Origin of the sequence: Rhodopseudomonas pseudopalustris (assembly GCF_900110435.1) — a bacterium.
Lineage (GTDB): Bacteria > Pseudomonadota > Alphaproteobacteria > Rhizobiales > Xanthobacteraceae > Rhodopseudomonas > Rhodopseudomonas pseudopalustris.
Genome location: NZ_FODT01000001.1, coordinates 17,431 through 43,780 on the forward strand (window position 1 = coordinate 17,431; position 26,350 = coordinate 43,780).

At 66.6% G+C, this 26,350-nt stretch carries 25 protein-coding genes; 14 read left to right on the forward strand and 11 right to left on the reverse strand.

Going from position 1 to position 26,350, the window contains the following annotated elements:
• Positions 1-181: 181 nt before the first annotated feature.
• On the forward strand, positions 182-1,792 hold the full coding sequence (gene xseA / locus BMY71_RS00070; RefSeq protein ID WP_092680904.1) for an exodeoxyribonuclease VII large subunit: 1,611 nt from the start codon (positions 182-184) through the stop codon (positions 1,790-1,792).
• A gap of 77 nt (positions 1,793-1,869) precedes the next feature.
• Here the strand turns inward: xseA and BMY71_RS00075 are convergent, their stop codons facing one another.
• Positions 1,870-2,697 carry a dienelactone hydrolase family protein gene (locus tag BMY71_RS00075; RefSeq protein ID WP_092680906.1) on the reverse strand — a complete coding sequence of 276 codons (828 nt, stop codon included), beginning with the start codon at positions 2,695-2,697 and terminating at the stop codon, positions 1,870-1,872.
• A gap of 191 nt (positions 2,698-2,888) precedes the next feature.
• Between BMY71_RS00075 and BMY71_RS00080 the strand changes: the two genes are divergently transcribed.
• Positions 2,889-3,116, forward strand: a complete 228-nt coding sequence (locus tag BMY71_RS00080) for a DUF2093 domain-containing protein (RefSeq protein WP_011504487.1) — start codon at positions 2,889-2,891, stop codon at positions 3,114-3,116.
• A 44-nt stretch (positions 3,117-3,160) separates the two neighbouring features.
• Here the strand turns inward: BMY71_RS00080 and lpxK are convergent, their stop codons facing one another.
• The 5 genes from lpxK to BMY71_RS00105 are packed head-to-tail and all read right to left on the reverse strand — an operon-like array spanning position 3,161 to position 8,013.
• Complete coding sequence (lpxK, locus tag BMY71_RS00085) at positions 3,161-4,177, reverse strand: tetraacyldisaccharide 4'-kinase (protein WP_092680908.1); 1,017 nt, start codon at positions 4,175-4,177, stop codon at positions 3,161-3,163.
• Positions 4,170-5,516 carry a 3-deoxy-D-manno-octulosonic acid transferase gene (locus BMY71_RS00090; RefSeq protein ID WP_092680910.1) on the reverse strand — a complete coding sequence of 449 codons (1,347 nt, stop codon included), beginning with the start codon at positions 5,514-5,516 and terminating at the stop codon, positions 4,170-4,172. Before BMY71_RS00090 ends, lpxK begins: the two co-directional genes overlap by 8 nt.
• A 16-nt stretch (positions 5,517-5,532) precedes the next feature.
• Entirely contained in the window at positions 5,533-5,778 is a 246-nt protein-coding gene (locus BMY71_RS00095) for a DUF4170 domain-containing protein (RefSeq protein WP_011504490.1), read from the reverse strand.
• A 35-nt stretch (positions 5,779-5,813) separates the two neighbouring features.
• Positions 5,814-6,629 carry a 3'(2'),5'-bisphosphate nucleotidase CysQ gene (locus BMY71_RS00100; RefSeq protein ID WP_092680912.1) on the reverse strand — a complete coding sequence of 272 codons (816 nt, stop codon included), beginning with the start codon at positions 6,627-6,629 and terminating at the stop codon, positions 5,814-5,816.
• Complete coding sequence (locus BMY71_RS00105) at positions 6,616-8,013, reverse strand: TldD/PmbA family protein (protein WP_092680914.1); 1,398 nt, start codon at positions 8,011-8,013, stop codon at positions 6,616-6,618. The genes BMY71_RS00100 and BMY71_RS00105 overlap by 14 nt, the downstream gene beginning before the upstream one ends.
• 296 nt (positions 8,014-8,309) lie before the next feature.
• On the opposite strand from BMY71_RS00105, the gene BMY71_RS00110 reads away from it, so the two are divergent.
• Complete coding sequence (locus BMY71_RS00110; RefSeq protein ID WP_092680916.1) at positions 8,310-8,834, forward strand: DUF6101 family protein; 525 nt, start codon at positions 8,310-8,312, stop codon at positions 8,832-8,834.
• Between the two features lie 312 nt (positions 8,835-9,146).
• Here BMY71_RS00110 and ubiA read toward each other — a convergent pair whose 3' ends face one another.
• The gene (gene ubiA, locus BMY71_RS00115; RefSeq protein WP_175557563.1) at positions 9,147-10,097 is read right to left on the reverse strand and encodes a 4-hydroxybenzoate octaprenyltransferase; all 951 of its coding nucleotides are present in this window, start codon (positions 10,095-10,097) and stop codon (positions 9,147-9,149) included.
• Positions 10,094-10,810 (reverse strand): hypothetical protein, encoded by a 717-nt coding sequence (locus BMY71_RS00120; protein ID WP_080506373.1) that lies wholly within the window; start codon positions 10,808-10,810, stop codon positions 10,094-10,096. The genes ubiA and BMY71_RS00120 overlap by 4 nt, the downstream gene beginning before the upstream one ends.
• 205 nt (positions 10,811-11,015) lie before the next feature.
• Here BMY71_RS00120 and BMY71_RS00125 point away from each other — a divergent pair, with 205 nt between their 5' ends.
• From BMY71_RS00125 to BMY71_RS00150, 6 genes are all read left to right on the forward strand, one after another.
• Complete coding sequence (locus tag BMY71_RS00125) at positions 11,016-11,771, forward strand: 16S rRNA (uracil(1498)-N(3))-methyltransferase (RefSeq protein ID WP_092680918.1); 756 nt, start codon at positions 11,016-11,018, stop codon at positions 11,769-11,771.
• A gap of 239 nt (positions 11,772-12,010) precedes the next feature.
• Positions 12,011-13,168, forward strand: a complete 1,158-nt coding sequence (locus BMY71_RS00130) for an ATP phosphoribosyltransferase regulatory subunit (RefSeq protein WP_092680920.1) — start codon at positions 12,011-12,013, stop codon at positions 13,166-13,168.
• The gene (gene hisG, locus BMY71_RS00135) at positions 13,165-14,142 is read left to right on the forward strand and encodes an ATP phosphoribosyltransferase (RefSeq protein WP_092680922.1); all 978 of its coding nucleotides are present in this window, start codon (positions 13,165-13,167) and stop codon (positions 14,140-14,142) included. The genes BMY71_RS00130 and hisG overlap by 4 nt, the downstream gene beginning before the upstream one ends.
• A 97-nt stretch (positions 14,143-14,239) precedes the next feature.
• Positions 14,240-15,283 (forward strand): glycosyltransferase family 2 protein, encoded by a 1,044-nt coding sequence (locus tag BMY71_RS00140; protein ID WP_092680923.1) that lies wholly within the window; start codon positions 14,240-14,242, stop codon positions 15,281-15,283.
• The gene (locus BMY71_RS00145) at positions 15,280-16,185 is read left to right on the forward strand and encodes a ChbG/HpnK family deacetylase (RefSeq protein ID WP_011504500.1); all 906 of its coding nucleotides are present in this window, start codon (positions 15,280-15,282) and stop codon (positions 16,183-16,185) included. The genes BMY71_RS00140 and BMY71_RS00145 overlap by 4 nt, the downstream gene beginning before the upstream one ends.
• 118 nt (positions 16,186-16,303) lie before the next feature.
• Positions 16,304-17,158: a DUF2076 domain-containing protein gene (locus BMY71_RS00150; protein WP_092681664.1), complete on the forward strand. Its 855-nt coding sequence runs from the start codon at positions 16,304-16,306 to the stop codon at positions 17,156-17,158.
• Between the two features lie 89 nt (positions 17,159-17,247).
• Here the strand turns inward: BMY71_RS00150 and BMY71_RS00155 are convergent, their stop codons facing one another.
• Positions 17,248-18,039 carry a L,D-transpeptidase gene (locus BMY71_RS00155; RefSeq protein ID WP_092680925.1) on the reverse strand — a complete coding sequence of 264 codons (792 nt, stop codon included), beginning with the start codon at positions 18,037-18,039 and terminating at the stop codon, positions 17,248-17,250.
• 293 nt (positions 18,040-18,332) lie between these two features.
• On the opposite strand from BMY71_RS00155, the gene BMY71_RS00160 reads away from it, so the two are divergent.
• Positions 18,333-19,106, forward strand: coding sequence for a protein phosphatase CheZ (locus tag BMY71_RS00160; protein WP_011504503.1), 774 nt, complete (start codon positions 18,333-18,335; stop codon positions 19,104-19,106).
• Positions 19,107-19,232: 126 nt separating this feature from the next.
• On the opposite strand, the gene BMY71_RS00165 is transcribed toward BMY71_RS00160, so the two are convergent.
• The gene (locus BMY71_RS00165; RefSeq protein ID WP_092680927.1) at positions 19,233-20,441 is read right to left on the reverse strand and encodes an MFS transporter; all 1,209 of its coding nucleotides are present in this window, start codon (positions 20,439-20,441) and stop codon (positions 19,233-19,235) included.
• An 87-nt stretch (positions 20,442-20,528) separates the two neighbouring features.
• Entirely contained in the window at positions 20,529-21,047 is a 519-nt protein-coding gene (locus BMY71_RS00170; RefSeq protein WP_041805486.1) for a hypothetical protein, read from the reverse strand.
• A 295-nt stretch (positions 21,048-21,342) separates the two neighbouring features.
• Between BMY71_RS00170 and groES the strand changes: the two genes are divergently transcribed.
• The 4 genes from groES to BMY71_RS00190 all read left to right on the forward strand — a co-directional run bounded on the left by groES (position 21,343) and on the right by BMY71_RS00190 (position 26,311).
• Positions 21,343-21,639, forward strand: a complete 297-nt coding sequence (gene groES / locus BMY71_RS00175) for a co-chaperone GroES (protein ID WP_011504506.1) — start codon at positions 21,343-21,345, stop codon at positions 21,637-21,639.
• Between the two features lie 39 nt (positions 21,640-21,678).
• Positions 21,679-23,331, forward strand: coding sequence for a chaperonin GroEL (gene groL, locus BMY71_RS00180; protein WP_011504507.1), 1,653 nt, complete (start codon positions 21,679-21,681; stop codon positions 23,329-23,331).
• A 158-nt stretch (positions 23,332-23,489) separates the two neighbouring features.
• Complete coding sequence (locus BMY71_RS00185; RefSeq protein WP_092680929.1) at positions 23,490-24,680, forward strand: hypothetical protein; 1,191 nt, start codon at positions 23,490-23,492, stop codon at positions 24,678-24,680.
• Positions 24,681-24,796: 116 nt separating this feature from the next.
• On the forward strand, positions 24,797-26,311 hold the full coding sequence (locus BMY71_RS00190) for a phytoene desaturase family protein (RefSeq protein ID WP_092680931.1): 1,515 nt from the start codon (positions 24,797-24,799) through the stop codon (positions 26,309-26,311).
• Positions 26,312-26,350 lie beyond the last annotated feature (39 nt).

Below are 26,350 nucleotides of genomic sequence, written 5' to 3' on the forward strand. Positions count from 1 at the left end.
TCGGGGCAATGTGGGGACAGCCGCGGATGTGGATATGTCGTCAGCCGGGCAGCAATTCGGCTGCAGCGCGCGCGCGCGGCACGCCGCTGCATGGCCGTGGCAGGACAATGTGGCCCCGGCCGGTTGGCGTCGGCTGCGAAAGCCCCTATTTTCCGCACCAACCCAACAACTCGCGAATCGCATGGCCCGACTGCTCGCCCCCGAAACCCTCGCCAATGTCGGCGAATTCACCGTCTCCGAACTGTCGCAGGCGCTGAAGCGGACGGTCGAGGACAGCTATGGCCATGTCCGGGTGCGCGGCGAAATCTCCGGGTTCCGCGGCGCGCATTCGTCCGGGCACTGCTATTTCGCGCTGAAGGACGAGAGCGCCAAGATCGAGGCGGTGATCTGGAAGGGCGTGGCGGGGCGGATGCGGTTCAAGCCGCAGGAAGGCCTCGAGGTGATCGCCACCGGCAAGCTCACCACCTATCCGGGCTCGTCGAAATATCAGATCGTGATCGAGGCGCTGGAGCCCGCCGGAATCGGCGCGCTGATGGCGCTGATGGAAGAGCGCAAGAAGAAGCTCGGCGCCGAGGGCCTGTTCGACGAAGCGCGCAAGCAACTCTTGCCCTGGCTGCCCGACGTGATCGGCGTGGTCACCTCGCCGACCGGCGCGGTGATCCGCGACATTCTGCACCGGCTGGAAGACCGCTTCCCGCGCCGGGTGCTGGTGTGGCCGGTGAAGGTCCAGGGCGAAGGCTCGGCCGAACAGGTTGCGGCCGCGATCCACGGCTTCAACGCGCTGCCCGAGGGCGGCCCGATCCCGCGGCCCGATCTGTTGATCGTCGCGCGCGGCGGCGGCTCGCTCGAGGATCTGTGGTCGTTCAACGAGGAAATCGTGGTGCGCGCCGCGGCGGAGAGCATGATCCCGCTGATCTCCGCGGTCGGCCACGAGACCGACGTGACGCTGATCGATTTCGCCGCCGACAAGCGCGCGCCGACGCCGACCGCCGCCGCCGAAATGGCGGTGCCGGTGCGCGCCGAATTATTCGTCGAGGTGCAGAGCTTTTCGCGGCGGATGATGCTGTGCTGGACGCGCGGTCAGGATTCCCGCCGCAACGAACTCCGCGCCGCCGCCCGCGCTCTGCCCGCAGCGAGCGAACTCCTCGCGATCCCGCGGCAACGGCTCGACACGGCGGCGGCGGGGCTGCCGCGGGCGCTGCGCGCCAATACGCATGCGCATCATCGCCGCTTCGCCAAGGCCGCGGCGGGCATCACCCTCAACGTTCTGCGGGCGCAGGTCAGCCACAGCGCGCAGCGGCTCGGCATCACCGGCGAACGGCTGAAGCATGGCGCCCGCGCCACGCTGCGCCATCGCCGCGACCGCTTCGACGGTCTCGCGATCCGGCTGCAGGCCTCGAAACTCGCCAATGAGCAAGCGCAGCGGATGCGCATCGCGCGCGAGCGCGAGCGGATGCAGCGGCTCGCCGAGCGCGCGCGGCGTGCGCTGACGACGCTGCTCGATCGTCAGCAGGCGCGCTTGACGCAATCCGGCAAATTGCTGACCGCCCTGTCCTATCGCGGTGTGCTGGCGCGCGGCTTCGCACTGGTGCGCGACGCCGACGGCCGCGCCGTCCACGCCGCCGCGGCGGTGAGCGCCGGCGCGCAACTCAGCGTCGAATTCGCCGACGGCCGCGTCGGCGTCACGGCGGATGGCGGCCATGCCGGCGAACCAGCAAAGCCGACGACGCCAGCGTCCAAACCAACGCAAAAGCGCACGCCGAAGCCGGTCGATCAGGGGTCGCTGTTCTAGAGCATGGCCCCGAACAGCGGACTCCGGTTTTCGGAAAAGATGATGCTCCCTACTTGAGGCCGTCGTGACTTCCGGACTCACCGTCCCAGCCAGTGCATCACGCGCTTCTCGGCGTCGCTGCGCGCGGCGGGATCGAAGCCGAGGTGGCCCTGTTCGGGCACGCTCGGGTCGTTGGCGCTGGTGAGATGCGGCGTGACGCCGATGTGGTCGAACTCGTGATACGCCCCCGGATAAACCACCATCCGGGCCAGGGCGCTGCGGCCTTGCGCGCCGTCGACCATCGACCGGCACGCGCTCGGCGAGCTGATATCGTCGCTGCTGCCGATCAGCACCAGCGTCGGCGCCCGGGCGCTCCACCCCAGCCGGGACGATGTCCGGCAATCCGGATAGAACGCGACCGCCGAGCGGAAGTCCGGCTCGCCCTTGCCGGGCGCGGTTTGCGGGCGAACCGCCCACAGCAACGCGCTGGCGCCATTGTCCCAGCCGATCAGGCCGATGCGCTGACGCGCGGTCCAGGGCTGCTGCGCGAGCCAGTGCCGCGCCGCGAGGATGTCGGCGAGTCGCTCGCGCCGCGCCAGCACGCGGGGGGTCTTGGCGTGGCATTGCGGGCCGAGATCGCGGGAGCCGTAGCTGTCCGGCAGAAGCACGGCATGACCGGATTTCAGCAATTGCTCAGCCCAATCGGCGTAACGCCGCTTGATCGGACCCGATTTGCCGGCGAGGCCGCCGCAGCCATGCAGCGCGATGACCGCCGGAAACGGCCCGTCGCCGTCGGGCTTGTACAAGAGCGCGCTGAGCTTGCCGTTGGCGCCGGCGATATCCACCCTTTCGGGCGCCGGCGCGGCGACAGCGGCGTGTCCCGCGGCGAGCAGAATCCCGATCTGCAACAACAGAGGCAGGCGCATCGTCAAAATCCCGGCGCGGACCCCGGTCGGCCGGCGAGCGCCCTATCGATGCAGGTTAACATGCGACAAAACAGCGATTTCATCACAACTCGGTGGTTTGCAACCGGGCTCGGCCGTTCTATCTGTGTGAGGCATCGGCCGCGGGCCGCGGAGCGGCGCTTCGCTGGTGGCGGTATTTTGGGAGATCAGCCGTGCTGAACAAATTTAGCCCTTCGGGCTCGGGCGAAGCGCAGGTGCAGTATCTGGATGGGGATTTCCGGGTGATTTCGCCAGGCACCTATGTCCGCTGCGCGGTGACCGGGGTGCAGATTCCGCTCGACGAGCTGAAGTACTGGAGCGTGGATCTCAAGGAAGCCTACGCCACGCCGATCGCGGTGCTGCAACGGCATTATCCGATGGCGGCGAAGCCGCTGATCTGACGCGTCTTCTTCACGCGAACCGGTACCCACTTGGCTCGAAAACGCTATCGGGCGAACTGCTTCGTGCGCGCCTGATTGATCCGTTCGAGCAAGAAGCGCCGCAGCCGGGCTTCCTCCTCGACCACCAGCGTCACCGCCAACGCCATGAGATCGCTGCCGAGCGATGCTGCGTCCGGCCCGATCCGCGCCAGATCCTTCTCGGTCGTCACCAGCGTCAGACCGCCGCGCCGCGCGCTGTCGGCGAGGCTCGCGAGTTCATCCGCGGTGAACGGGTGGTGATCTGGAAACGCCCGCTGCTCCGCGATCTCGACGCCGCTGGCGCGCAGCGTCGCGAAGAACCGCGCCGGATCGCCGATGCCGGCGAAGGCGAGCACGCGCCGGCCTTTCAGCCTCTCCAGAGACGTCTCGTCGGGCGTCAGACGGGCGCGCAGCACAGGACCGCCGCGCGCGGCGATCTGCGCCGCGACCGCATCGGCAGCCTGGCCGTTGCCGACGATGATCATCGCATCGGTGCGGGCGACCTGCAGCGGCAGCGGCGCGCGCAGCGGGCCGGCGGGAAACACGCAGCCATTTCCGACCCCGCGCCGGCTGTCGATCACGATCAGCGAAGCATCCTTGACCAGCGCCGGATTCTGGAAGCCGTCGTCCATGACGATGACGGTCGCGCCCTGCGAGCGCGCCAGCGCCGCGCCGTCGGTCCGCTCGCGCGCGACCACCACCGACGCCGTTCGCGCCATCATCAACGGCTCGTCGCCGACATCGGCTGCGCTGTGACGTTTCGCATCGACCAGGATCGGTCCGCGCAGCCGGCCGCCATAGCCGCGGCTCAGCACCACCGGATGTTCGCCGAGGTCGCGAAGTAATTGAACCAGCGCCAGCGTCGTCGGCGTCTTGCCGGCGCCGCCGAGATGATAGTTGCCGACGCAGAGCACCGGCACGCCGGTCTCGATGCCAACCTTCTGCATTCGCGCGGCGGTGACTTCGCCATACACCGCGCCGAACGGCAGCAGCAAGCGTGACAGCAGGGAGGGAGGCCGGTGCCAGAAGGCCGGCTCACGCATCGGCGGCGCCCTGCTCGATCTGCAATTGCAGCAGATAGGGCTCGAGCGCGGAGAGCGTGCGGTCGAGCGCACCGCCGAGCCGCTCGACCACGGCCGTGGCGGCATCGATCGAGGTCTGGCGCGCGTGGTCGTCGGACAGCAGCTGCCCGAACCGGCGCACCAGCGCATCGACGTCGCCCGCAGTGAACGCGCCGCCTTCGTCGTCGAGCGCACGATAGACATCGCTGAAATTCGAGACGTGCGGGCCGTGCACGATCGACGCGCCGAGCTTGACCGCCTCGATCGGATTCTGGCCGCCATGCTCGATCAGCGAGCCGCCCATGAACACGATCGGCGCCAGCCGATAGAACAGGCCGAGTTCGCCCATGGTGTCCGCGACATAGACCGCGGTCGCCGCGGTCGGAAGCTGCTCGCGCGAGCGCAGCGCGGTCTGCAAGCCGACGGCCTCGACCAGCCCGCCGATCTGTTCGCCGCGATGCGGATGCCGCGGCACGATCACGGTGAGCAGCGTCGGGAACACGCCGGTGAGCGTGCGGTGGACGTCGAGCAGGATTTCCTCCTCGCCCGGATGGGTCGAGGCGGCGACGATCACCGGCCGGCCGCGCGTCACTGCCATCAGCCGCTCCAGCCGCGCCGGATCGGCCGGCGGCGGATCGACATCCATCTTGAGATTGCCGGTGGTGATGACGTTGCGGCTGCCGAGCGCCGAAAACCGCTCGGCATCCATCCGCGACTGCGCGAGGCAGATATCGAACTTGCCGAGCAGCGTGCCGATCGTCGCCGCGGCACGCCGCCAGCGCGGGAACGAACGTTGCGACATCCGGCCGTTGATCAGCACCATCGGCAGCCGTCGCGCGGCGGACGCGAGGATCAGGTTCGGCCACAGATCGGATTCGATGAAAAGCGCCAGCGACGGCTGCCAGTGATCGAGAAAGCGCGCCACGAAACGCGGCGCGTCGTAGGGAATGAACTGATGGATGATGTCCGGCGGAAACCGCTTTTCCACCACCGACGCAGAGGTCACGGTGCCGGAGGTTAGTAGAATGCGCAGGTTGAGCGCGCGCAGCCGCTCGATCAGACCGGCCGCGGCCAGCACTTCGCCGACGCTGGCGCCGTGGATCCACACCAGCGGCCCGTGCGGCCGCACATGCGCGGCGACGCCGCGGCGCTCGTCGACGCGCGCCGCCTCTTCCTTGCCCTGCTTGAGCCGACGCTTGATCAGCAGCGTGGCCAGCGGCGCAAACCCGGCCGTGAGTTTTTGATACACGCGCAGCGTCATCGGCAACGGTTCGGCCAACGAAGGCCCCGTCTGCCACCGCGGAGTGGACGCGCCCGTCATCGCCGTGCGAGCCCCGTCAATGCGCCAGCTTTGCGTCCTGGCCGGGATCCAGCAGGCGGTGGAGATGAACGATGAAGTAGCGCATATGGGCGTTGTCGACAGTCTGGTGGGCCTTGGCCTTCCACGCCGCGAATGCGGACGCGTAGCTTGGAAACACCCCGACGATGTCGACCTTCTCGAGGTCGCGGAAGGTGACGTTCTCGAGATCCTCCAGCTCGCCTCCGATAACGAGGTGAAGCAATTGCTGCGCATTGTCGGGCATCAAGGTTCCTCAGCGGCAAACGGGCAGACGCGGGTTCAGCTCACAGAACGGCTGCGAAAATGCTCGACGATGCGAGCATGACGATCACGCCCTGCGGCCACCAGCACCCCATGCGTGACCTCGGGACGGTTGTAGACGATGGGATCACCCGCGAGAGTCGTTAGTGTACCATTCGCTTCGTGCACGATCAAATCGGCCGCGGCAAGATCCCAGTCGCGGCTTTGCCCACCTGCGAATGCGACGTCAAGTCGATGATCGGCGACGCCGCATAAACGCAGCGCCAACGAGCCGATCCGTGGAAGAATCTGCGTGCTTTCCGGCAAGGCCAACCGCTCGATCAGCGGCTTCGGACCCGCAACCTTGACGGAATCGAGTTCCGCGCCGGCGCTGGCGCGAATCGTTCCCCCATTGAGCGTGGCGCCGGCGCCGCGCGCGGCGAAAAAGAACTCGTTGGTGACGGGTGCGAATACCACCGCGAGAATCGGCGACGCGTTTTCGACCAGGGCCGCCGAGACGCACCAATCCTCGCGGCCGGCGAGATAGGAGCGGGTGCCGTCGATCGGGTCGATGATCCACACCCTTTGCTTGTCCAGCCTTGCAGGCTCGTCGACGCTCTCCTCCGACAACCAGCCGTAATCCGGAACCGCGGATTGCAGCCGCTCGCGGATCAGGTCGTTGACGGCGATGTCGGCCTCCGACACCGGCGACGACGCGCCCTTGGTCCAGTTGCGCAGCTCGGTGCGGAACATCGACAGCGCCAGCGCGCCGGCCTCGCGGACCGTGTCGGCCAGCAGCGCTGCATCGCGCGACGCGACCTCGCTATGTTGGATGTCGGGACTAGCGTCCGGCAATCGTCAGCCCCTCGATCCGCAGCGTCGGAGCATTGACGCCGTAGCGGAAGGTCAGATCGTTGGCCGGCGTCAGCGTCTTGTACATCGCGATCAGATGGCCGGCGATGGTGACTTCGCTGACCGCATAGGTGCATTCGCCGTTCTCGATCCAGAACCCGGCGGCGCCGCGGCTGTAGTCGCCGGTGACGCCATTGACGCCGGAGCCGATCAGATCGGTGACGTAGAAGCCCTGCTTGATATCGCTCATCAGTTCGGCGGGGCTGATCGCGCCGCCTTCGAGATGCAGATTATAGGGGCCGGGCGACGGCGACGAGGACACGCCGCGATGCGCATGGCCGGTGGTGGTCAGCCCGAGTTCGCGCGCTGTCGCACAGTCGAGCAGCCAGGTGGTCAACACCCCGTCATCGACGATCGCCAGTTCCTTCACCGCGACGCCCTCGGCATCGAACGCCTGCGAGCGCAGCCCGCGCTTGCGCAGCGGATCGTCGATGATGCGGATGCCGTCGCGGAACAGCTTCTCGCCGAGACGATCTTTCAGGAACGAGGTTTTTCGCGCGATCGAGGCGCCGTTGGCGGCGCCGACCAGATGCCCGACCAGCGAGCCGGCGACGCGCGGATCGAAGATCACCGGCACCTTGCAGGTTTCGACCTTGCGCGGATTCACCCGCGCCGCGGTGCGTTCGCCGGCGACGCGGCCGACGGTTTCCGGCGACATCAGGTCCTCGGCGTGCGGCGCCGTGGTGTATTCATAGTCGCGCTCCATGCCGGTGCCGTCGCCGGCGATCGCGGTCATCGAGATGCCCTGGCTCGAGCGCAGATAGGCGCCGTGGAAGCCGGTCGACGTCACCAGCACCATGCCGCCGATGCCCGACGACGCCGATGCGCCGCCCGATTTGCTGACGCCCTTGACCGCGAGCGCAGCCTGCTCGGCTTCGCGCGCCCGGCGTTCCAGTTCCGCAGTCGACGGCGTCTGCGGATCGAGCATATCGAGCTCGGGAAAATCGCGGGCCAGCAAGGCCGGATCGGCGAGGCCGACATATTTGTCGTCCGGCGCCACGCGCGCCATCGCCACCGCGCGCTCGGCGAGTTTGGACACGCCGTCGCCGGTGATGTCGTTGGTCGAGACCACCGCCTGGCGGCGGCCGACCAGCACGCGCAGGCCGACGTCGTCGCCTTCGGAGCGCTCGGATTCCTGCATCCGTCCATCGCGTACTTCGACGCCATGCGAGACGCCGCGCACCGCGACAGCATCCGCCTGATCGGCGCCGGCGCGCAACGCCGCATCGACCAGACGTTGCGCCAGCGTACTCAGCGCGGACTGATCGAACAGGTCCTGATCCCCGGATGTCGAAGACGACGATCGCGCGCTTGGTGAAGAGTTCACAAACGAAAATCCTGCGGCTGGAAGCAATGACGGCGAGCCCGGACAACGATCCGGAGACTTCACAGATGTGCCTGTTCGACGCGGACTTCAAGCACTTTGCGCGACGCAGGAACAAATCATTGTCGGGGTTTGCGCAAGCTTCCGTCAATCATGCTGGCCAAGCTTCTGTCAATCATGCGCGCCGATGCAGCCCGCGCAAGTTTCGATTAACCAGCCTTTTTAAGCGATTCCGGACACGGCTCTGGCAAGCTTCACCCATCGACCGGACACATAACTCCGGCGGGGAGAACAAAGCCGTGAGGCGTCAAACAGCAACAGGCGGGCGTAATCCCGCCGGGTCGAGCCGTGCTCTACGGCTCGACCCTCTCTCACTGCCGATCCGCTACGATGCGCACGATACGCGTGCCGACGGCGGCGTCCGGCAAATCGAATTGCATCGCGAACGCGTGATCCTGCACCGCGCCGTGGCCGGGATGCGGATGGCGATCAAGGTGCGCGTCAGCGACTTCCGCGGCGTCGGTTGCCGCGGGCTCGACGACGGCCGGATGCTGATGCTGGTGCATCGCGATCCGTCGCTGTCAGTGCCGCTGTGTATCAGCAGCGACAACGACGAGATCGAACGCGCCTGGGCGCTGTGGAGCGAAATCTTCGCACTGCCGCAACTGCCCGACGACACCCCGCGCGAGGCCTCGCAACGCCGCCGCCGCCACAGCGTGATGAGCCGCCGCCGCCCCCGTTTTCTGATGCGTCGACGCACCGGCGCGCTCCTCAATGCGCCGCGCAGCTACGCGGGCGAGCGCGAAATCATCGCCCGGCATTGAAGGCCGGACGAGCGCTCGCCGAGCTACTCACGCTAGAGCTTTTCCGGTTCTGATAGAATCAGAACCGGAGCTCTCATTATTGTTTTGACGCGTTTTCTTCACACGAACCGGTGCCCACTTCGTTCGAAAACGCTATAATGTGGACAGGCCGACCGGTCTCGTGTGGACCGGTCTGAAGAATTTCGTGATGTCCGCACGTCAGGTCGGCGGAACCTCATCGGGGTTCCGGCCTCGTAACACGCCCCATCCTGCGGCGAGCAGCGCCGCGGCGCTCAAAAAAATCCCGCCAAGGTAAGTCCGGCTGCGGCGGCGTTACGCCATCGTCCGCAGCACCGCGTCGCAGACGAGGCCGATGAACAGCAGCAGGCCGGCGTCGCGATTCGACTTGAACAGTTTCAGGCACAGCCTGCTGTCGCGAATGTCGAGCCGCACGATCTGCCAGCCGAGATGAATCGCGAAGGCGGCGAGACCGATCCAGCCGAGCCATCCGGAGCCCGCCAGCATCAAGGCTGAGCCGATCAGCGTCACCGCGAGGCCGTACAGGATCAGCAGCGCGGTCTGGGTCTTCGCACCGAACAGCAGCGCGGTGGACTTGATGCCGATCATGAGATCGTCCTCGGCGTCCTGGTGCGCGTAGATCGTGTCGTAACCGACCACCCACACGATCGAACCGGCGTAGAGCACGAAGGCCACCAGATCGAGCCGCGCGAAGGTGACGGCGAAGCCCATCAGCGCGCCCCACGAGAAGGCGAGACCGAGCACGATCTGCGGCCAATAGGTGATCCGCTTCATGAACGGATAGGCCGCGACGATGATCAGCGACGAGATGCCGGTCGCGATCGCGAAAGCGTTGAACTGCAGCAGCACCGCCAGACCGATCAGCGACAGCAGCACCATGAAGGCGGCGGCCTGCCTGGCCGTGACCTGCCCCGATGGAATCGGCCGCGACCGGGTGCGCTCGACCTTGCCGTCGAGATTGCGGTCGGTGATGTCGTTCCAGGTGCAGCCGGCGCCGCGCATCACGAACGCGCCGACGAAAAACAGCGCGCAGAACAGCGCGAGGTGGCTGAGATCCTTGGCGATGCCGGCCGCCAGCGCCGCCGACCACCAGCACGGCAGCAGCAGCAGCCAGGAGCCGATCGGACGATCGAACCGCGCCAGACGCAAATAGGGCCGCGACCATTCCGGCGCGTGGCTGTCGACCCAGTTGCCGGTCGAATCGGCAACTGGCGCCGTCGCGCCGCTGATCGGGACGCCGCTCATCGCTGCAGCACGTTGCCGTTCAGCGTGTCGAAGGTCGTGCCGCCGAACTTCTTGGCCGAGGCATTCGCCTCGGGCGTCGCGGACGACGAGCCGAGCACGTCGGCCAGACTAGGTCCAGCCGGACCGCGCTGCTGCTGCTGGGCGGCGATGTCGCAGACCTTCTTCTGCATCCCTTCGGTGTTCTGATGGCCTTTTTTCAGCTGTTCGGCGATCTCGCCCGGGATGCCGCATTTCTTCGAGTTAACGACCACGTATTTGATCATCTTGGTTTCGGCGGCCGCAAAGGCGCCGATCAGCTTGCAGGCTTCCGCAGCGGGGGCCTTGCGCTTGCCGGCCGCCTGAATCGCGGCGCCGCGCTTCTCGGCGTCCTGCCGCAGCTTGACGAAGTCGTTCATGCACTCCTCGCCGCCGGCCTGCTGCCCCATCGGCGCAGCCGGTGGCGGCGCCGCAAAGCCGCCTGCACCGCCCGCGATCGGCGCTGCGCCGGCGGCCGGAAACGCACCGCCGCTGACCGGCGGAAACGGTGACGATTGCGCAGGCGCCGATCCCGACTGGCCGGGCAACGGCGCCGGGAATGCCGACGTCGAGGATGGCGTCGGCGAGGAAGTCTGGTTCGGCAGCGGCGCAGGAAATGCGCTTTGGGCATTCGCCTGCACGGCGTGCAAAGTGAAGACGGCGGCGACCGTCGGCACTATCAAACGTCGGATGATCAAAGTCTGCTCCTCCGGCAAGGTTCGATGGTCCCCAAGAATCCCCAAAAATCCGTCTGGCGCGACGATGCCGTCGTCGCCAAGGGTCTTCTACGATTCCCGAAGGCCCTTAACAACCCGTCGAATAGGGCGGCAGCACGGCGGTTCGCTAGCTTTAGCCGCTGATTTTGCTGAATGTTTGGACTAAAAGCGACGCTGGAACCAAGCCATGTCCCGATATGATTTTCGCAGCCCCCGTTTGTTCGTCGACGCCGCGCTCGCCCCCGGTGCACGAGTGCCGCTCGATCGCGACCAGAGCAATTATCTCGGCAATGTGCTGCGGCTGGGCGCAGGCGCGCCCGTTCTGACCTTCAACGGCCGCGACGGCGAATGGCGCGCCGCGATTGCCGGCCGCAAGCGACCCGAGGAACTGGAGGTGACGGACCAGACCCGTCCGCAGGATCGCCTGCCCGACCTCACCTATGTGTTTGCGCCGCTGAAGCATTCGCGGCTGGATTATATGACGCAGAAGGCCGTCGAAATGGGCGCCGGCCGGCTGCAGCCGGTGCTGACGCGGCACACCCAGGTGCACCGGCTCAACACCGACCGGATGCGGGCCAATGCGATCGAGGCGGCCGAACAATGCGGCATTCTCAGCGTCGCAGCGGTCGAGGAGCCGATCGCGCTGGAGCGCTGGCTCGCCGCGCGCGCCGATGGCGGCCGTCTGCTGGCGTTCTGCGACGAGGACGCGGAGATCGCCGATCCGGTCGCGGCGCTGCAGGGCGCCCGCCCCGCAGCGGCGCAGGGAATCGACCTGCTGGTCGGCCCGGAAGGCGGATTTTCCAACGAGGAACGTGAGCTGCTGCTGCGGCAGCCGAACATTCTGCGGCTGGCGCTCGGGCCGCGGATCATGCGGGCCGACACCGCCGCGGTCGCGGCGCTGGCGCTGGTCCAGGCCGTGATCGGCGACTGGAGCGACAATTAGATTATTGGCGAGCGCATTGAGAACCGATGCGCGTGAAGAAACGCGTTAAAACAAAGATCTGGCGGTTCGGTCCTGATCCGGTCGGAACCGAGAGCGCTCAAGGTCGCATTCGACCATTGACGCCGGACCGCCTCCACAGACCGCTGCGATGACGGTCGAAACTCCGATCGGACCGTGTTAAGGGCTGCGCCGACCATCATTTTGCCCCTTCCCTGCCCGGGATCGCAGGAATTTCGACAATGACCAAGACCGCCGCCGCTCGAGCGACCGGATCCGCCGAGTGGGCGGAGGCGCTGCTGCAATCGTTCACCAAGGCCGGCTATGTCCGGGCCGAACCGGCGATCCTGCAGCCTGCGGAGCCGTTCCTCGACCTCTCCGGCGAGGATATCCGCAAGAACCTCTACCTCACCACCGACGGCAGCGGCGAAGAGCTGTGCCTGCGGCCCGACCTGACGATTCCCGTGGCGCGCGACTATCTCGCCTCGCCGGGCGCGGGTCAGCCGACCGGCTTCTGTTATCTCGGCCCGGTGTTCCGGCAGCGCAGCGGCAAGCCGAGCGAGTTTCTCCAGGCCGGGATCGAATCATTCGGCCGCCAGGACCGCGCCGCGGCCGACGCCGAGATGCTGGCGCTGGGACTGGAAGCCACGACGGCGTTCGGCGTCGGCGAGGTCGACATCCGCACCGGCGACGTCGCGCTGTTCTCCGCGCTGATCGATGCGCTCGGCCTGTATCCGGTGTGGCGGCGGCGGCTGATGAAGGATTTCAACCGCAAGGTGAGCCTCGCGCAGGACCTCGAGCGGCTGACGCTCGCGACCTCCGGCGGCAACGAATATGAGGGCGTGCTCGCGGCGCTGGCCGGCTCCGACCGCAAGGCGGCGCTGGCGCTGGTCACCGACCTGATGTCGATCGCCGGCGCGACCACGCTCGGCGGCCGCTCGGTCGCTGAGATCGCCGACCGCTTCCTCGAACAGTCGACGCTGAAGAGCGGCGCCTTGCCGCGCGACGCGCTGCAGAAAATTCAACGCTTTCTCGCGATCAGCGGCGATCCGAACGAGGCGCTGACGCAGCTGCGCGCGCTTGCCGCCGACGCCAAGCTCGCGATCGAGCCGGCGATCGATCAGTTCGAGAGCCGGATCGGTTTCATGGCCGCGCACGGCGTCGATCTGAAGAAAACCCGGTTCTCGACCTCATTCGGCCGCGGCGTCGACTACTACACCGGGTTCGAATTCGAACTGCACCGCGCCGGCAACGGCGACGATCCGCTGGTCGCCGGCGGGCGCTATGATGGGTTGATGACTCAGCTCGGCGCCGCCGCGCCGATCCCCGCGGTCGGCTTCTCGATCTGGATCGAGGCGATGACGCAGTCCGGCCCCGCCAAAACTGGGAGCGCGTCATGACCGCGCCGTTCGTTCTTGCGGTCCCCTCCAAGGGCCGCCTGCAGGAAAACGCCGAGGCGTTCTTTGCCCGCGCGGGTCTGGCGCTGTCGAAGCCCGGCGGCGCCCGCGACTATCGCGGCACCATCGCGGGCCTCGACAATGTCGAGGTCGCGTATCTGTCGGCCAGCGAAATCGCCGCCAATCTGGCGCGCGGCTCGGTGCATTTCGGCGTCACCGGGGAAGACCTGCTGCGCGAGAGCATCGCCGACGCCGATCAGCGCGTGCTGATGATCGACGGCCTCGGCTTCGGCTACGCCAATGTCGTCGTCGCGGTGCCGCAGGCGTGGATCGACGTCCGCACCATGGCGGATCTCGACGACGTCACCACCGGCTTCCGCGCCCAGCACAATCGCCGGATGCGGGTCGCGACCAAATACATCAACCTGACCCGCGGCTTCTTCGCCGCCCACAACGTCGTCGACTATCGCATCGTCGAAAGCGCCGGCGCCACCGAGGGCGCACCCGCGGTCGGCACCGCCGAGATGATCGTCGACATCACCACAACCGGCGCGACGCTCGCCGCCAACGGCCTCAAGGTGCTCGACGACGGCGTAATGCTGCGCAGCCAGGCCAATCTGGTCGCCGCGCGCGACGCCGACTGGTCGGACGAGGCGCGCGAGACCGCGCGGGTGATCCTCGACCACATCGCCGCGCGCGCCCGCGCCAGCAAGTACAAGGAAGTCCGCACCCGCTTCAAAGGCTGCAACGACGGGCTGCTCGCGGAGGCGCACAAGCGGTTCGGCGTGGTGTCGCCGTTCGGCGGCCCGACCTCGTCGGGAATGCTGACGCTGCACTGCCCGCCGGCGCAGATCTACGGGCTCGGCAGCTTCCTGCGCGACCACGGCGCCGACACGGTGTCGGTCGCGTCGCTCGACTACGTGCTCGACAAGGACAATCCGCTGTTCAGCAAACTTGCAGCATTCCTGCGTCAATAATCCGGGGTGAGGGTTCCGCCGACATGGCGACAGCGCCGCTCCGGCACCATATAACCATGGGCACTTGCAACGCACGACACGAAGCCGGGACCGACCGATGAAGCCAGGTAGTGACGTCTCAGGTCTGAACGGCGGCGAAAGCGCCGCTGCGGCGGGGCTGTCCATCGTCGTGCCGGTCTTTAACGAGGCCGCCGGACTGCAGGCGCTGCATCAGCGCCTCTCGGCGCTGGCGAACACGCTGCGGCAACGCTACGCGCTGGCCTGTGAGGTCGTCTATGTCGACGACGGCAGCTCGGACTCGACGCTGAGCATCGCCCGCAACCTTCCCGCCAACGGCATCGACGTCCAGATGGTGTCGCTGTCGCGCAATTTCGGCAAGGAGGCGGCGCTCCTCGCCGGCCTCGATCACGCGCGCCGCGGCGCGGTGCTGTTCATGGACGGCGATGGCCAGCACGCGCCGGAGATGGTCGAAAAGCTGGTCTCGCACTGGATCGATGACGGCTACGATGTCGTCTACACCGCCAAGGCGCATCGCGACCACGAGCCGCGGCTGCGCCGCGCCGCGGTGCGCGGCTTCTACGCGCTGATCAATTGGGGCGCACGGCAGAAAATTCCGGAAGACGCCGGCGATTTCCGTTTGCTGTCGCCGCGCGCGGCGGCGGCGCTGAAGCAACTCCCCGAGCGCAATCGTTTCTTCAAGGGGCTGGCGAGCTGGATCGGCTTTCGTCAGTTCCGCGTCGACTACGAGCCGGAGCCGCGCGCGCACGGTTTCACGACGTTCAGCGCCGGCCGGCTGATCGGCCTGTCGATCGAAGGGCTGACCTCGTTCTCGGTGGCCCCGCTGCGGATCGCCAGCGCGCTCGGCGCGGCGCTGGCGATCGGCGCGTTTCTGTTCGGCCTGTCGATCCTGTGGGAGACTTGGATCGACGGCAAATCCGTGCCCGGCTATCCGTCGCTGATGGTCGGCATGATGACGATCGGCGGCGTACAGCTGCTGATGATCGGAATCGTCGGCGAGTATATCGGCAAGATCCTGTCCGAGCTGAAGGCGCGGCCGATCTACTTCGTCGCCGAGCACACCGTCCGGCATTCAGACCCGGCCGCCGACGCCAGCCCGGCCAAACAGACCGCGGCCGAATGAGCGAGGCTGCGCCACGGCGGATCTGGCTGTGCGCCGACGATTACGGCATCAGCCCCGGCGTCAACCGCGCGATCCGCGATCTGATCGAACGCCGGCGCATCAACGCCACCTCGGTGATGATGGTGGGGAGTGCGATCGGCCGCGACGATGTCCGCGCGCTGCTCGACGCCACCGCCGACAATCCCGGCTGCGCCATCGGACTTCACGCGACGCTGACCGCGCCGTTCTCGCCGCTGACGATGCACTATCACCCGCTGCATGGCGGGATGTTCCTGCCGCTCGGCCGCAAGCTGCGCGGCGCCCTGCTGCGCCGGCACGACCGGCACGTCATTGCGATGGAGCTGACGGCGCAGCTCGAAGCCTTCGCCGAGCGGTTCGGCCGGATGCCGGACTATGTCGACGGCCATCAGCACGTGCAGCTGTTTCCGCAGGTCCGCGACGCATTCGTCAGCGTGGTGAAGGCGGTGGCGCCGAACGCCTGGGTTCGGCAATGCGGCCGGGCGCAACCGCTGGCGCAACGGCTCGGTGCGCCGAAGCCGCTGCTGCTCGACGTGCTCAGCCGGCAATTCCGGATCCGCGCCACGCGCGCCGGGATCGCGTTCAATCCAGGCTTTGCAGGCGCCTATGACTTCCTGCGCGAGAGCGACTTCGAGAAACTGCTGATCTCGTTCTTCGACGGCCTGCCCGACGGCGGACTGGTGATGTGTCATCCCGGCTTCGTCGACGAGGTCCTGACCAGCCTCGATCCGTTCACCGATCAGCGCGAACGCGAGCACGCCTTTCTCGCCGGCGACCGCTTCCTGCCGCTGCTCGCCGCGCATAATGTGACGCTTGATGTGACAGTTGCGAGTAACTCCGAAGTCACTCCAGCGCCGGTCGTTCGGCTGCCTACCGAAAATTAATCCTGACCGGGACTTATTGCCGCCCAAAGCCTCCCTACATTTTCGAAGCTCACGCTCGCTGCGCCGCCTTCGGCGGGTCGCGCGCCGCGTGAGGTAACGGATGCTCAGGGAGACCATCATGACACCGCAAGAACGCCAGCTTGTGGACGATCTGTTCGAAAGGCTCGCCCGTCTCGAATCCGCGCCGCGCGATCCGGACGCAGCCGCGGCGATCGCCCAGGGCCAGCGGATTGCGCCGAATGCGCTCTATGGACTGGTGCAGACGGTGCTGGTGCAGGACGAGGCCTTGAAGCGCGCGCACGACCGGATCCAGGAACTGGAAGGCAATCGCGCACCGGAAGGCAATCGCAATGGCGGTTTCCTCGATACCATGCGCGACGCGATTTTCGGTCAGGGCCAATCGCAGCAGCAAGGCTCGGTGCCGCACGTGCCGCCGCCGGGCGTTGGCGCGCGGCCGGCCTGGAACACCGGGCAGGTGTTGGGTCAACAGCCGGTCGGTCAGCAGCCGATGAATCAGCAGCCGCCCGGCCAATATGCGCCGGCACAGGGCGGCGGGTTCGGCGGCCCGTTCGGAGCCGGCGCAGCGTCGCCGATGGGCGGTGGCGGCGGCTCGTTCCTCGGTACGGCCGCGGCGGCTGCGGCCGGCGTGGTCGGCGGCTCGCTTCTGCTGTCCAGCATTCGCGGAATGATGGGCGGCGGCAGCGGCCATCAAAGCGCGGCTGATCAGTCCGGCTTCGGCGGCGGCAGCCAGAGCCCGTGGGGCGGCGACTCCTCGGGCGGCAACCTCGCCCAGCAGGCCGGCCTTGGCGACATCGGCTCGCAGCGCGGCGGCGTCGACGATTCGTCGCGCTATGGCGCCGTGGATCAGGAATCGAACAAGGATTTCGATCGCGTCGCCGATGCCGGCTACGACCACGACGACATGGACCTCGATTCCGACGATTTCGACGGCGGCGACAGCGATCTCGCCTAGTTAGGCGGCTGGTTTCGCCACGCCCAACAGACACCCGCGAACAGAAACGGCCGCCCAAAGGCGGCCGTCATCGTCAGAAACTCCGCTGATCAGATCACCAGGACCCGCGCGCCGACATTGACGCGACCGTAGAGGTCGATGACGTCCTCGTTGCGCATCCGGATGCAGCCCGAGGAGACGTTGGTGCCGATCGTCCACGGCTCGTTGGAGCCATGGATCCGATACAGCGACGAGCCGAGATACATCGCCCGCGCCCCGAGCGGATTATCCGGACCGCCCTCCATGTACCGCGGCAGGTCGGGCCGGCGCGCCAGCATTTCCTTCGGCGGCGTCCAACTCGGCCATTCGCGCTTGGCGGAGATCGTCTTGACGCCCGACCAGGTAAAGCCCGGCCGGCCGACGCCGATGCCGTAACGCATCGCGCGCCCGTCGCCCTGCACCAGGTACAAGAACTTGTTCGGAGTATCGACCACGATGGTGCCCGGCTTCTCGCCGCCGTGGTAGTCGACCAGCTGCTTTTCGAATTTCGGGTCGAACGCCGGGCGCGCCGGATCGATCGCCTCCTGCTGGCGCATCACCTGCGGCGCCTGCGGGTCCATCGGCGGCAGATATTGGCGACGCTGCTCGTAGGACGGCGGCGGCTCGTAGTAACCCGATTGCGGCGACTCCCCGCCCTCGCGGAACAGAAACTCGATGAACCCGCCGCCCATGTTGGACCGCTGCGCCGAAGCAGTGCGGACCGGCATCTGCTGGCGCACCTGCGGCGCGTAGATCACCGAAGGATCGGGCGCCGGCGAGATTTCATAGGCCGCCGCCTGCGGCAACCCGGCGGCAAGGCAGGACACACTGGTGAGCAGCGCGAGAGTGGTTTTCCTGAACATCGACGTACTCTGAACTGTTTCGTCGTGAATGCGCGCAAATGCGCCGGTGAACGCAACGGATCAGAAACCAAAACCGGATCGGTTTGGTAAACGGACGCCGCGTTTGGATTCACCACGCCGCCAAACCCGCGCTGTTCTTGCGGACAGCGTTTATTTTCGATGAAGTCGAGAGCCCATGGTTAATGCGGAGTATCCGGACGGCGCCGGCTATTTCTCAGTTAGTTCCGGGGTGGCAACGCACCGTTAAACAGATGGTACTAGGAAGAAGTACTGCCTGAAAACGGGATGAGCCGATGTCACCTCAACGCAAGCGCTTCCGGATCGAAGAATTCACGCTCGGTAGCGCGCCCCCGCTAGTACCGATCGACACAGAAGCGGGTCCGACCCACCACGATCTCATGTCGGAGCTTCGTGCGATCCGAACCCAGATCGTGGGTGGAGGTCATGCGACGGGCGTCGGCAACAAGGAGATCGACGCCTCGGTCGCCAACGAGGTCGCGGAAGCGCGGGCGCTGCTGGCGACCTATCGGGCTCAGATCGAACAATGCGAGAAGCTCAAGATCGAGCTCGACCTGATCCATAACGCGATCGACCAGACCAAACGCGAAATCGCGGTGCTGCACACCAAGAGCTTCAACGGCGAGGAGATGGCCAAGGTCAACGGCGAACTCGGCGCCGTCGTCGGCGGCACCGAGGAAGCCACGCAGCAGATCCTCGAAGCCGCGGAGGCGATCGACCAGGCCGCCACCGCGCTGGGCAAGGTGACTTCGGTCGACCAGCAGAAGGCGCTGAGCGAGGAAATCCAGGAGCGCGTGATCGCGATCTTCGAGGCCTGCAACTTCCAGGACCTCACCGGCCAGCGCATCAGCAAGGTGATGACCACGATGAAGTTCATCGAGCACCACATCGTGGTGATGATGGACATCTGGGGCGGCGTCGACGCCATCAAGGCGCATGTTCCGTCGGTCGTCGACACCCGCGAAGGCGACGCCAAGCTGCTGAACGGACCGAAACTCGACGACGACGGACACGCCTCGCAGGACGACATCGACGCGATGTTCAACTGATCGCGGAAAAAACGACTTCGGCGGGTTAGAGCTCCGGTTCTGATAAAATCAGAACCGGAGCTCTAACTTCTTATTCTGACGCGTTTTCTTCGGGCAAAAAGACGATCCGCGCCGCCCGCAAGCGCTCTATTGCCGCGACGCCGCGCGCGGCGTCCGGATCAGCAGGAAGCAGCCGACGCCGACCAGCGCCGCCGCCATCCCGACCTCGATCACCACGGCGTCGGAAAATCGTTCGACCGCCGCCGCGACCACGAACGGCGCCGATGCCTGGACGAACAGCGCCGGCCGCGCGATGCGCCCGATCACCCGGCCATAACCTTGCGGCCCGAACATCAGCAGCGGCAGGCTGCCACGCGCGATCGTCATCACGCCGTTGGCCGCGCCGAAGGCGATGCAGAACAGCCCTGCGACGACGACCGATACCCCGACGAACGCCAGCATCGCGAACGCGACCGCCATCAGCGCGATCGCGCCGCGCGCGATCCACAACGGATGGGTGCGGCCCGCCAGCAGGAAATCGACCAGGCGCGCCGCGACCTGCGCAGGACCGAACAGCGCCCCCAACGTCACCACCGTAGCCGCGCTCAGCCCGCCGCGTTCGAGCATCGACAGCAGGTTCGAGGTGACGCCGGACAGGATCAGCGCATGCAGCGCGAACCCCATCGCCAGCAGGATGAAAACCCGCCCTTCGGGCCGCAGCGGTTGCTCCGGCACCAGATGCGGGCTGGGCGGGACCGCCCCCTGGGACGGCGACGGCGTTCTCGGCAACGCAAAGGCGTGCAGCGGTGCGACGACGAAGGCCAGCACGGCGGCGAACACCAGATAGGTGCCGCGCCAGCCGACATGTTCCAGCAACAGATGCGTCGCCGGCCAGCCGACCGTCGAGGCGAAGCCCCCTGCGAAAGTGACGAAGGTGATCTGCCGCCGCGCCGAGCTGCCGAACAATCGCGCCAGCGTGGCGAAGGCCGGATCGTACAGGCTCGAGGCCATCGAAACGCCGATCAGCGCCCAGCTCGCGAAATAGAGCGGCCATGCGTCGGTGCTGGCGAGCAGCGCCAGTCCGAGCGCCCCAGCCAATGCGCCGGGCGCCATCACGAGATTGCCGCCCCGGCGATCGATCAGGCCGCCGACGATCGGCGACATGATCCCGGACATCACCAGCGCCAGCGAAAATCCCGCCATCCCGAACGCCAGCGACCAGCCCCGATCCGCCGTCAGATGCGGCATGGTCAGCACAGGAGGGTAGATCAGGATGCCCCAGCACAGGATCTGGGTGAACGACAGCACGACGACCGCGCGTCCGGGTCCAAACGCGAGGCTGCGCAGCGCAGTCATGGCGTCATGGAGACGGAGTCTATGGCGCTGGCGTCCATGGCGTTGCAGTCCATGGCGTCAGCTCGGTTCCGACACGATCGTCAGCGATCAGGCGCGCGGGGAGCAGCGCACATAGACCATGTTGCCGTAGCGGACGGCGGCATCCTTGTCGAGGAAGCGCGTCACCAGAACCCGGCCGTCGAACGACACGATCTCACGATCCTGCTCGCCGATCGGGCCAGCGGGGCCGATATAATTCTTGCCGCCGGCCGAGCCCTTCAGCCGCAATTCCTGCGGCGTCGCCTGGTCGGCGAGATGCATGATCACCCCGCCGGACGAGCCGGCGCCGATCACATAGGGATTTCTGCACTGCGACAGCGCGGCTTTTTCGGTGCGAGCGCGGTCCGCCGGATTCTGGAACGACGCCAGCCCCCAGCGGCCGACGATTTCATCGGCCCGAATGGTTGCGGGTACTTCCGGCAAAGGCGCGGGCTCTGCCATTTCGGCCGGCTGCGAGCCGCCGAAGCCGCCGAACCCGCCAAAGCTGCCGCACGCGCCGAGGCCCAGCGCCATCAAACACGCCATCCCGAGATTGAGAGGCGCGCGTGCGTTGCGTGAACTGATCATAACTTCTCCCCGAGAGAACATCCCCATGCACCCTTCCGCCACACAAGCGCAAATCGTCACGGCAGGCAATGCGCGGCGAAGATCCTGGTGTCCCGATCTGGCCGCCGAGAATCCTACATCCACCTCACCAAGCTATTAAGCCCTTAACTTGACAGGAACAGCGGCAAGCCATATTCGAAACGCACAATTAGCACTCTCGAAGCGCGATTGCCAACAACGCGGACGATAAACTGAACCGCGCATCGACCCCGGCACTCGACGCCGAGCATCTCCAGCAAACAGCACAGGACATCTCATGGCTAAGCTCAATTTTCGTCCTCTCCATGACCGCGTCGTGGTGAAGCGCATCGACGCGGACACCAAGACCAAGGGCGGCATCATCATTCCGGACTCCGCCAAGGAGAAGCCGCAGGAGGGCCAGGTGGTCGCCGTCGGTCCCGGCGGCCGCGACGAAGCCGGCAAGCTGATCCCGATCGACGTCAAGGCCGGCGACCGCGTGCTGTTCGGCAAGTGGTCGGGCACCGAGATCAAGCTCGACGGCGAAGAACTCCTGATCATGAAGGAGTCGGACATCATGGGCGTGGTCGGCTGAGCCGTATCGTAAAATTCGAAATATCAGGAGCAAATCGATATGGCAGCCAAAGACGTTAAATTCGCCGGAGACGCGCGCGATCGCATGCTGCGCGGCGTCGACATCCTCGCCAACGCGGTGAAGGTCACGCTCGGCCCCAAGGGCCGCAACGTGCTGATCGAAAAGAGCTTCGGCGCTCCCCGCATCACCAAGGACGGCGTCACCGTCGCCAAGGAGATCGAGCTCGAGGACAAGTTCGAGAACATGGGCGCGCAGATGCTGCGCGAAGTGGCCTCGAAGACCAACGACCTCGCCGGCGACGGCACCACCACGGCGACCGTGCTGGCCCAGGCGATCGTCCGCGAGGGCGCCAAGTCGGTGGCCGCCGGCATGAACCCGATGGATCTGCGCCGCGGCATCGAGATCGCGGTCGCCGCGGTGATCAAGGACATTGGCAAGCGCGCCAAGCCGGTCGCCTCCTCGGCCGAAATCGCCCAGGTCGGCACCATCTCCGCCAACGGCGACGCGCCGATCGGCAAGATGATCGCCCAGGCGATGCAGAAGGTCGGCAACGAGGGCGTCATCACCGTCGAGGAGAACAAGTCGCTCGATACCGAAGTCGACATCGTCGAGGGCATGAAGTTCGACCGCGGCTACCTGTCGCCGTACTTCGTCACCAACGCCGAGAAGATGACGGTCGAGCTCGACGACGTCTACATCCTGCTGCACGAAAAGAAGGTGTCGGGTCTGCAGTCGATGCTGCCGGTGCTCGAAGCGGTGGTGCAGTCGGGCAAGCCGCTGCTGATCATCGCCGAGGACGTCGAAGGCGAAGCGCTGGCGACGCTGGTGGTGAACCGTCTGCGCGGCGGCCTCAAGGTCTCCGCCGTCAAGGCGCCGGGCTTCGGCGACCGCCGCAAGGCGATGCTGGAAGACATCGCGATCCTGACCGGCGGTCAGCTGATCTCGGAAGAACTCGGCGTCAAGCTCGAGAGCGTCACGCTGAAAATGCTCGGCCGCGCCAAGAAGGTGGTGATCGACAAGGAGAACACCACGATCGTCAACGGCGCCGGCAAGAAGGCCGACATCGAGGCGCGCGTGCAGCAGATCAAGGCGCAGATCGAGGAGACCTCCTCGGACTACGACCGTGAGAAGCTGCAGGAGCGTCTGGCCAAGCTCGCGGGCGGCGTCGCGGTGATCCGCGTCGGCGGCGCGACCGAGGTCGAGGTCAAGGAGAAGAAGGACCGTGTCGAGGACGCGCTGAACGCGACCCGCGCCGCGGTGCAGGAAGGCATCGTACCGGGCGGCGGCGTCGCGCTGCTGCGTGCCAAGAAGGCGGTCGGCCGCATCAACAACGACAATGCCGACGTCCAGGCCGGCATCAACATCGTGCTGAAGGCGCTGGAAGCTCCGATCCGCCAGATCGCCGAGAACGCCGGCGTCGAGGGCTCGATCGTGGTCGGCAAGATCCTCGAGAACAAGTCGGAGACGTTCGGCTTCGACGCGCAGACCGAGGAATATGTCGACATGCTCGCCAAGGGCATCGTCGATCCGGCCAAGGTGGTGCGCACTGCGCTGCAGGACGCCGCGTCGGTCGCGGCGCTGCTCGTCACCACCGAAGCGATGGTCGCCGAGCTGCCGCGCGAAGCCGCTCCGGCGATGCCGGGCGGCGGCGGGATGGGCGGCATGGGCGGAATGGGTGGCATGGGCTTCTGAGCCCGGCCGCTCTCACCGACCGATCAATCATGCAAGGCCGCCTCCGGGCGGCCTTGTTTTTTGGCGCGGCCCCGGCGATTTGCTAGTCAGGGCCCTGATTCGGATCCAGTTCGAATCGGCAAGGCTTCGAAAACGGCAAATCCTGCGAGGAACCCCCGATGCGCGCGCTCCTGTTCAGCCTGCTGATGCTGCTGCCTGCGACCGATCTCGCGTCCGCCCAGGGCAAGGCCGTGCCCAAGGGAACGACGCCCGTCAACGAGACGCGCTATTTCACAGCCGTCGACGGCTTCATGGACAGCGCCGACGTCATCCTGAAGGAAGCGCGGCAGGGTAAGACGGTGACCTCAGCGGTCCTCGATGTCTGCTACTCGCCGGTCAAAGGGGCAGACCGCAAGGACCGCTTCGTCGCCAACCTCCAGGTCAATGGGCAATCCCTGACCGGGACGACCCAGACGACCGTCGACAAGGCGCCGGTGACGGTCAAGCTGACCCGCAAGCCGAACGGCGAAACCTACGACTTCAAGGGCCAGATCAGCATCGGAACGACGGCGTACGAGATCGCCTCGAATGACAATTCGGATCTGAGCGAGAAGGAATATCTGGAGAACCAGACCACCGACGACAGCATCGCGGCTTCGCCGAAGGACTTCACCGAAGTCTCGCCCGAGGCAGTCGGCGTCCGTGTCGGCCTGGAAGCCGCCGCGGATTTCCTGAAGACGCTGAAGGGCCAGAACCTGCAGGTGTCGCTCTCGAGCCTCAGCGTCGGTTGCGACGCGCTTCGGGCGGGCACGCTGACGATCACCCTGGCCACCGATCCGGCGCGCGCCGCTTCGGTGATCGCCAAGGCCAAGACGTTCCCGGGCGTGGTCTCGGCCGGCTGGACCAACGGCATCATCGAGATGGATCGCACCATCCTGTTCCCGGCTGCCGGCTGGCGCGACGGCGACAAGCTCAGCCGCGACAAGATCGCAACGACGATTGCCGGCGTGCTGTCGCAGACGCTGGGCGCAACGCTGGCGACATCGGCCTGGAACGACGACACCGGCAAGCTGAAGCTGACCTTCAAGCGGCCGAGCCATCTGGTTCCTGCGCTGCAACTGACGGATACCATCGAGATCGAAGCGATGGTCAGCGCCGACAAGCCGGGCTCGTCCGACAAGCTGATGCTCTGGCTCGGCAATCCTTCGGAAAGCACGGCAGACGAAGGCGCCGGCGCGAAGCTCAACGTCAATGACGACGCGACTGGCGACGAGGAAGTCGAACCGCACAGTGACGGCGGCGCGGTCGCTGCGCTGGCCAAGGAACTCAAGGGCCAGCGTTGGGACTCGGAAAGCTCGACCTGGCAGTAACGCCCGACGGTAACATCGCAGTGACCGCAACGACCGTCGCTGTCGGAACTGCGATTTGACTTGCCGCTGCATTGCGGCAATGAAGCGCCTCCATCCGGCGGCGGGGTTTCGGTTGCATGACGGTCTATGACGTAGTGGTGATCGGCGCCGGCCTCGGCGGCCTGACCGCAGGCGCGATCCTCGCCCGCGAGGGCCGCAAAGTCCTGGTCATCGAGCGTGGCAATTCAGTCGGCGGAGCGGCGTCGAGCTACAAGGTCGGCGATCTGTTCGTCGAGGGCTCGCTGCATGTCACCGGCGATCCGCATCATCCGCGCGACCCGAAGCACTCAGCGCTGATCCGCGCCGGCGCGGGCGATGCGGTGCAATGGATTCCCGCCGGCGCGCTTTACGAAATGCGCGGCGGCCCGCTGACACAGCCGTTCGTTCTGCCCGATGATTTCGCCGGCGCGCGCGACGCGCTCACGGCGCGGTTTCCCGACGCCCGCAGCGGCATCGCGCAGTTCCTCGGCGAGATGGAACGGCTGGCGGCGACGGTCGGCGACGGCGGCCTCGAGGCCGTGTTCGCGCTCGCGCCTGAGTTTCCCGACTGGTCGTCAACGCTCGCCGACAAGCTGCAGGCGCTGTTCGGCGACAATGAAGCGGTGAAATGCGCGATCGCCGGCAACCTCTCCTACTTTCATGATGATCCCGCCACGTTGTGGTGGGTGCCGTTCGCAATGATGCAGGGCAGTTTCCTGCTGACCGGCGCGCGCTTCGTGCAGGGTGGATCGCAGCGGCTGTCGAGCGGGCTCGCGCGCGCCGTTCGCGTCGGTGGCGGCGAGGTGTTGCTGCGCCGTGTCGTCAGCGGCGTCGAGATCGGTGAAGCAGGCCATGCCCATCGCATCACCCACACCGCGCGCGACGGCAGCGATCCGCAAACGGTCGAAGCGCTGACCGTGGTGGGCAACGCCGCGCCGGGCGCCCTCGCGGCGCTGATGCCCGATGCGCAAGGCGAGCGCCTGACCCGGAGCTATGCCGGCCGTACGCCGTCGCTGTCGCTGTTCGCGTTGACGCTCGGGCTGTCGACGCCGCCGCGCGCGTTCGGCTTCACCAGCTACGCGACACAGTTGCTGCCGGACTGGATGACGACGCTTGCATCCTACGCCGAGGGGAAGGCGCTGATGGCCGGCGAGCCGACCGGGCGGATGCCGCCGCTGGCGATCGCCGACTACGCCGCGATCGATTCCGGCGTCCCGTCGCCGCCTTATGTCCTGTCGGTGGTGGGGCCGGATCAGACCTCGAACTGGAGCGGGCTTACGCAGGACGACTACCGGGCAAAGCGGAGCCGCTGGCAGCAGGCGATCATTGATCAGCTCGACCGCAACTATCCGGGACTAGCCGGCGCGGTGACCGCGGCGTCATTCAATTCCGCCCAGTCGGTGCAGCAATATCTCAACCTGCCGGAAGGCTCGGTCTACGGCTTCGCGCCGCTGCCGCCTGACAACACCGGCGCCCCCTATCGCTCGCCGCGCACGGTGCTGCCGGGACTGTACCTCGCCTCGGCCTATGCGGGCGTCGGCGGCTACAGCGGCGTGGTGCAATCGGCGGCGTTGTGCGCCGACACGATCCTGCAGGACAATCCGAAACGTTAGAGTTTGATGCCGAAAGTGGCGACCAGTTTCGGACAACAT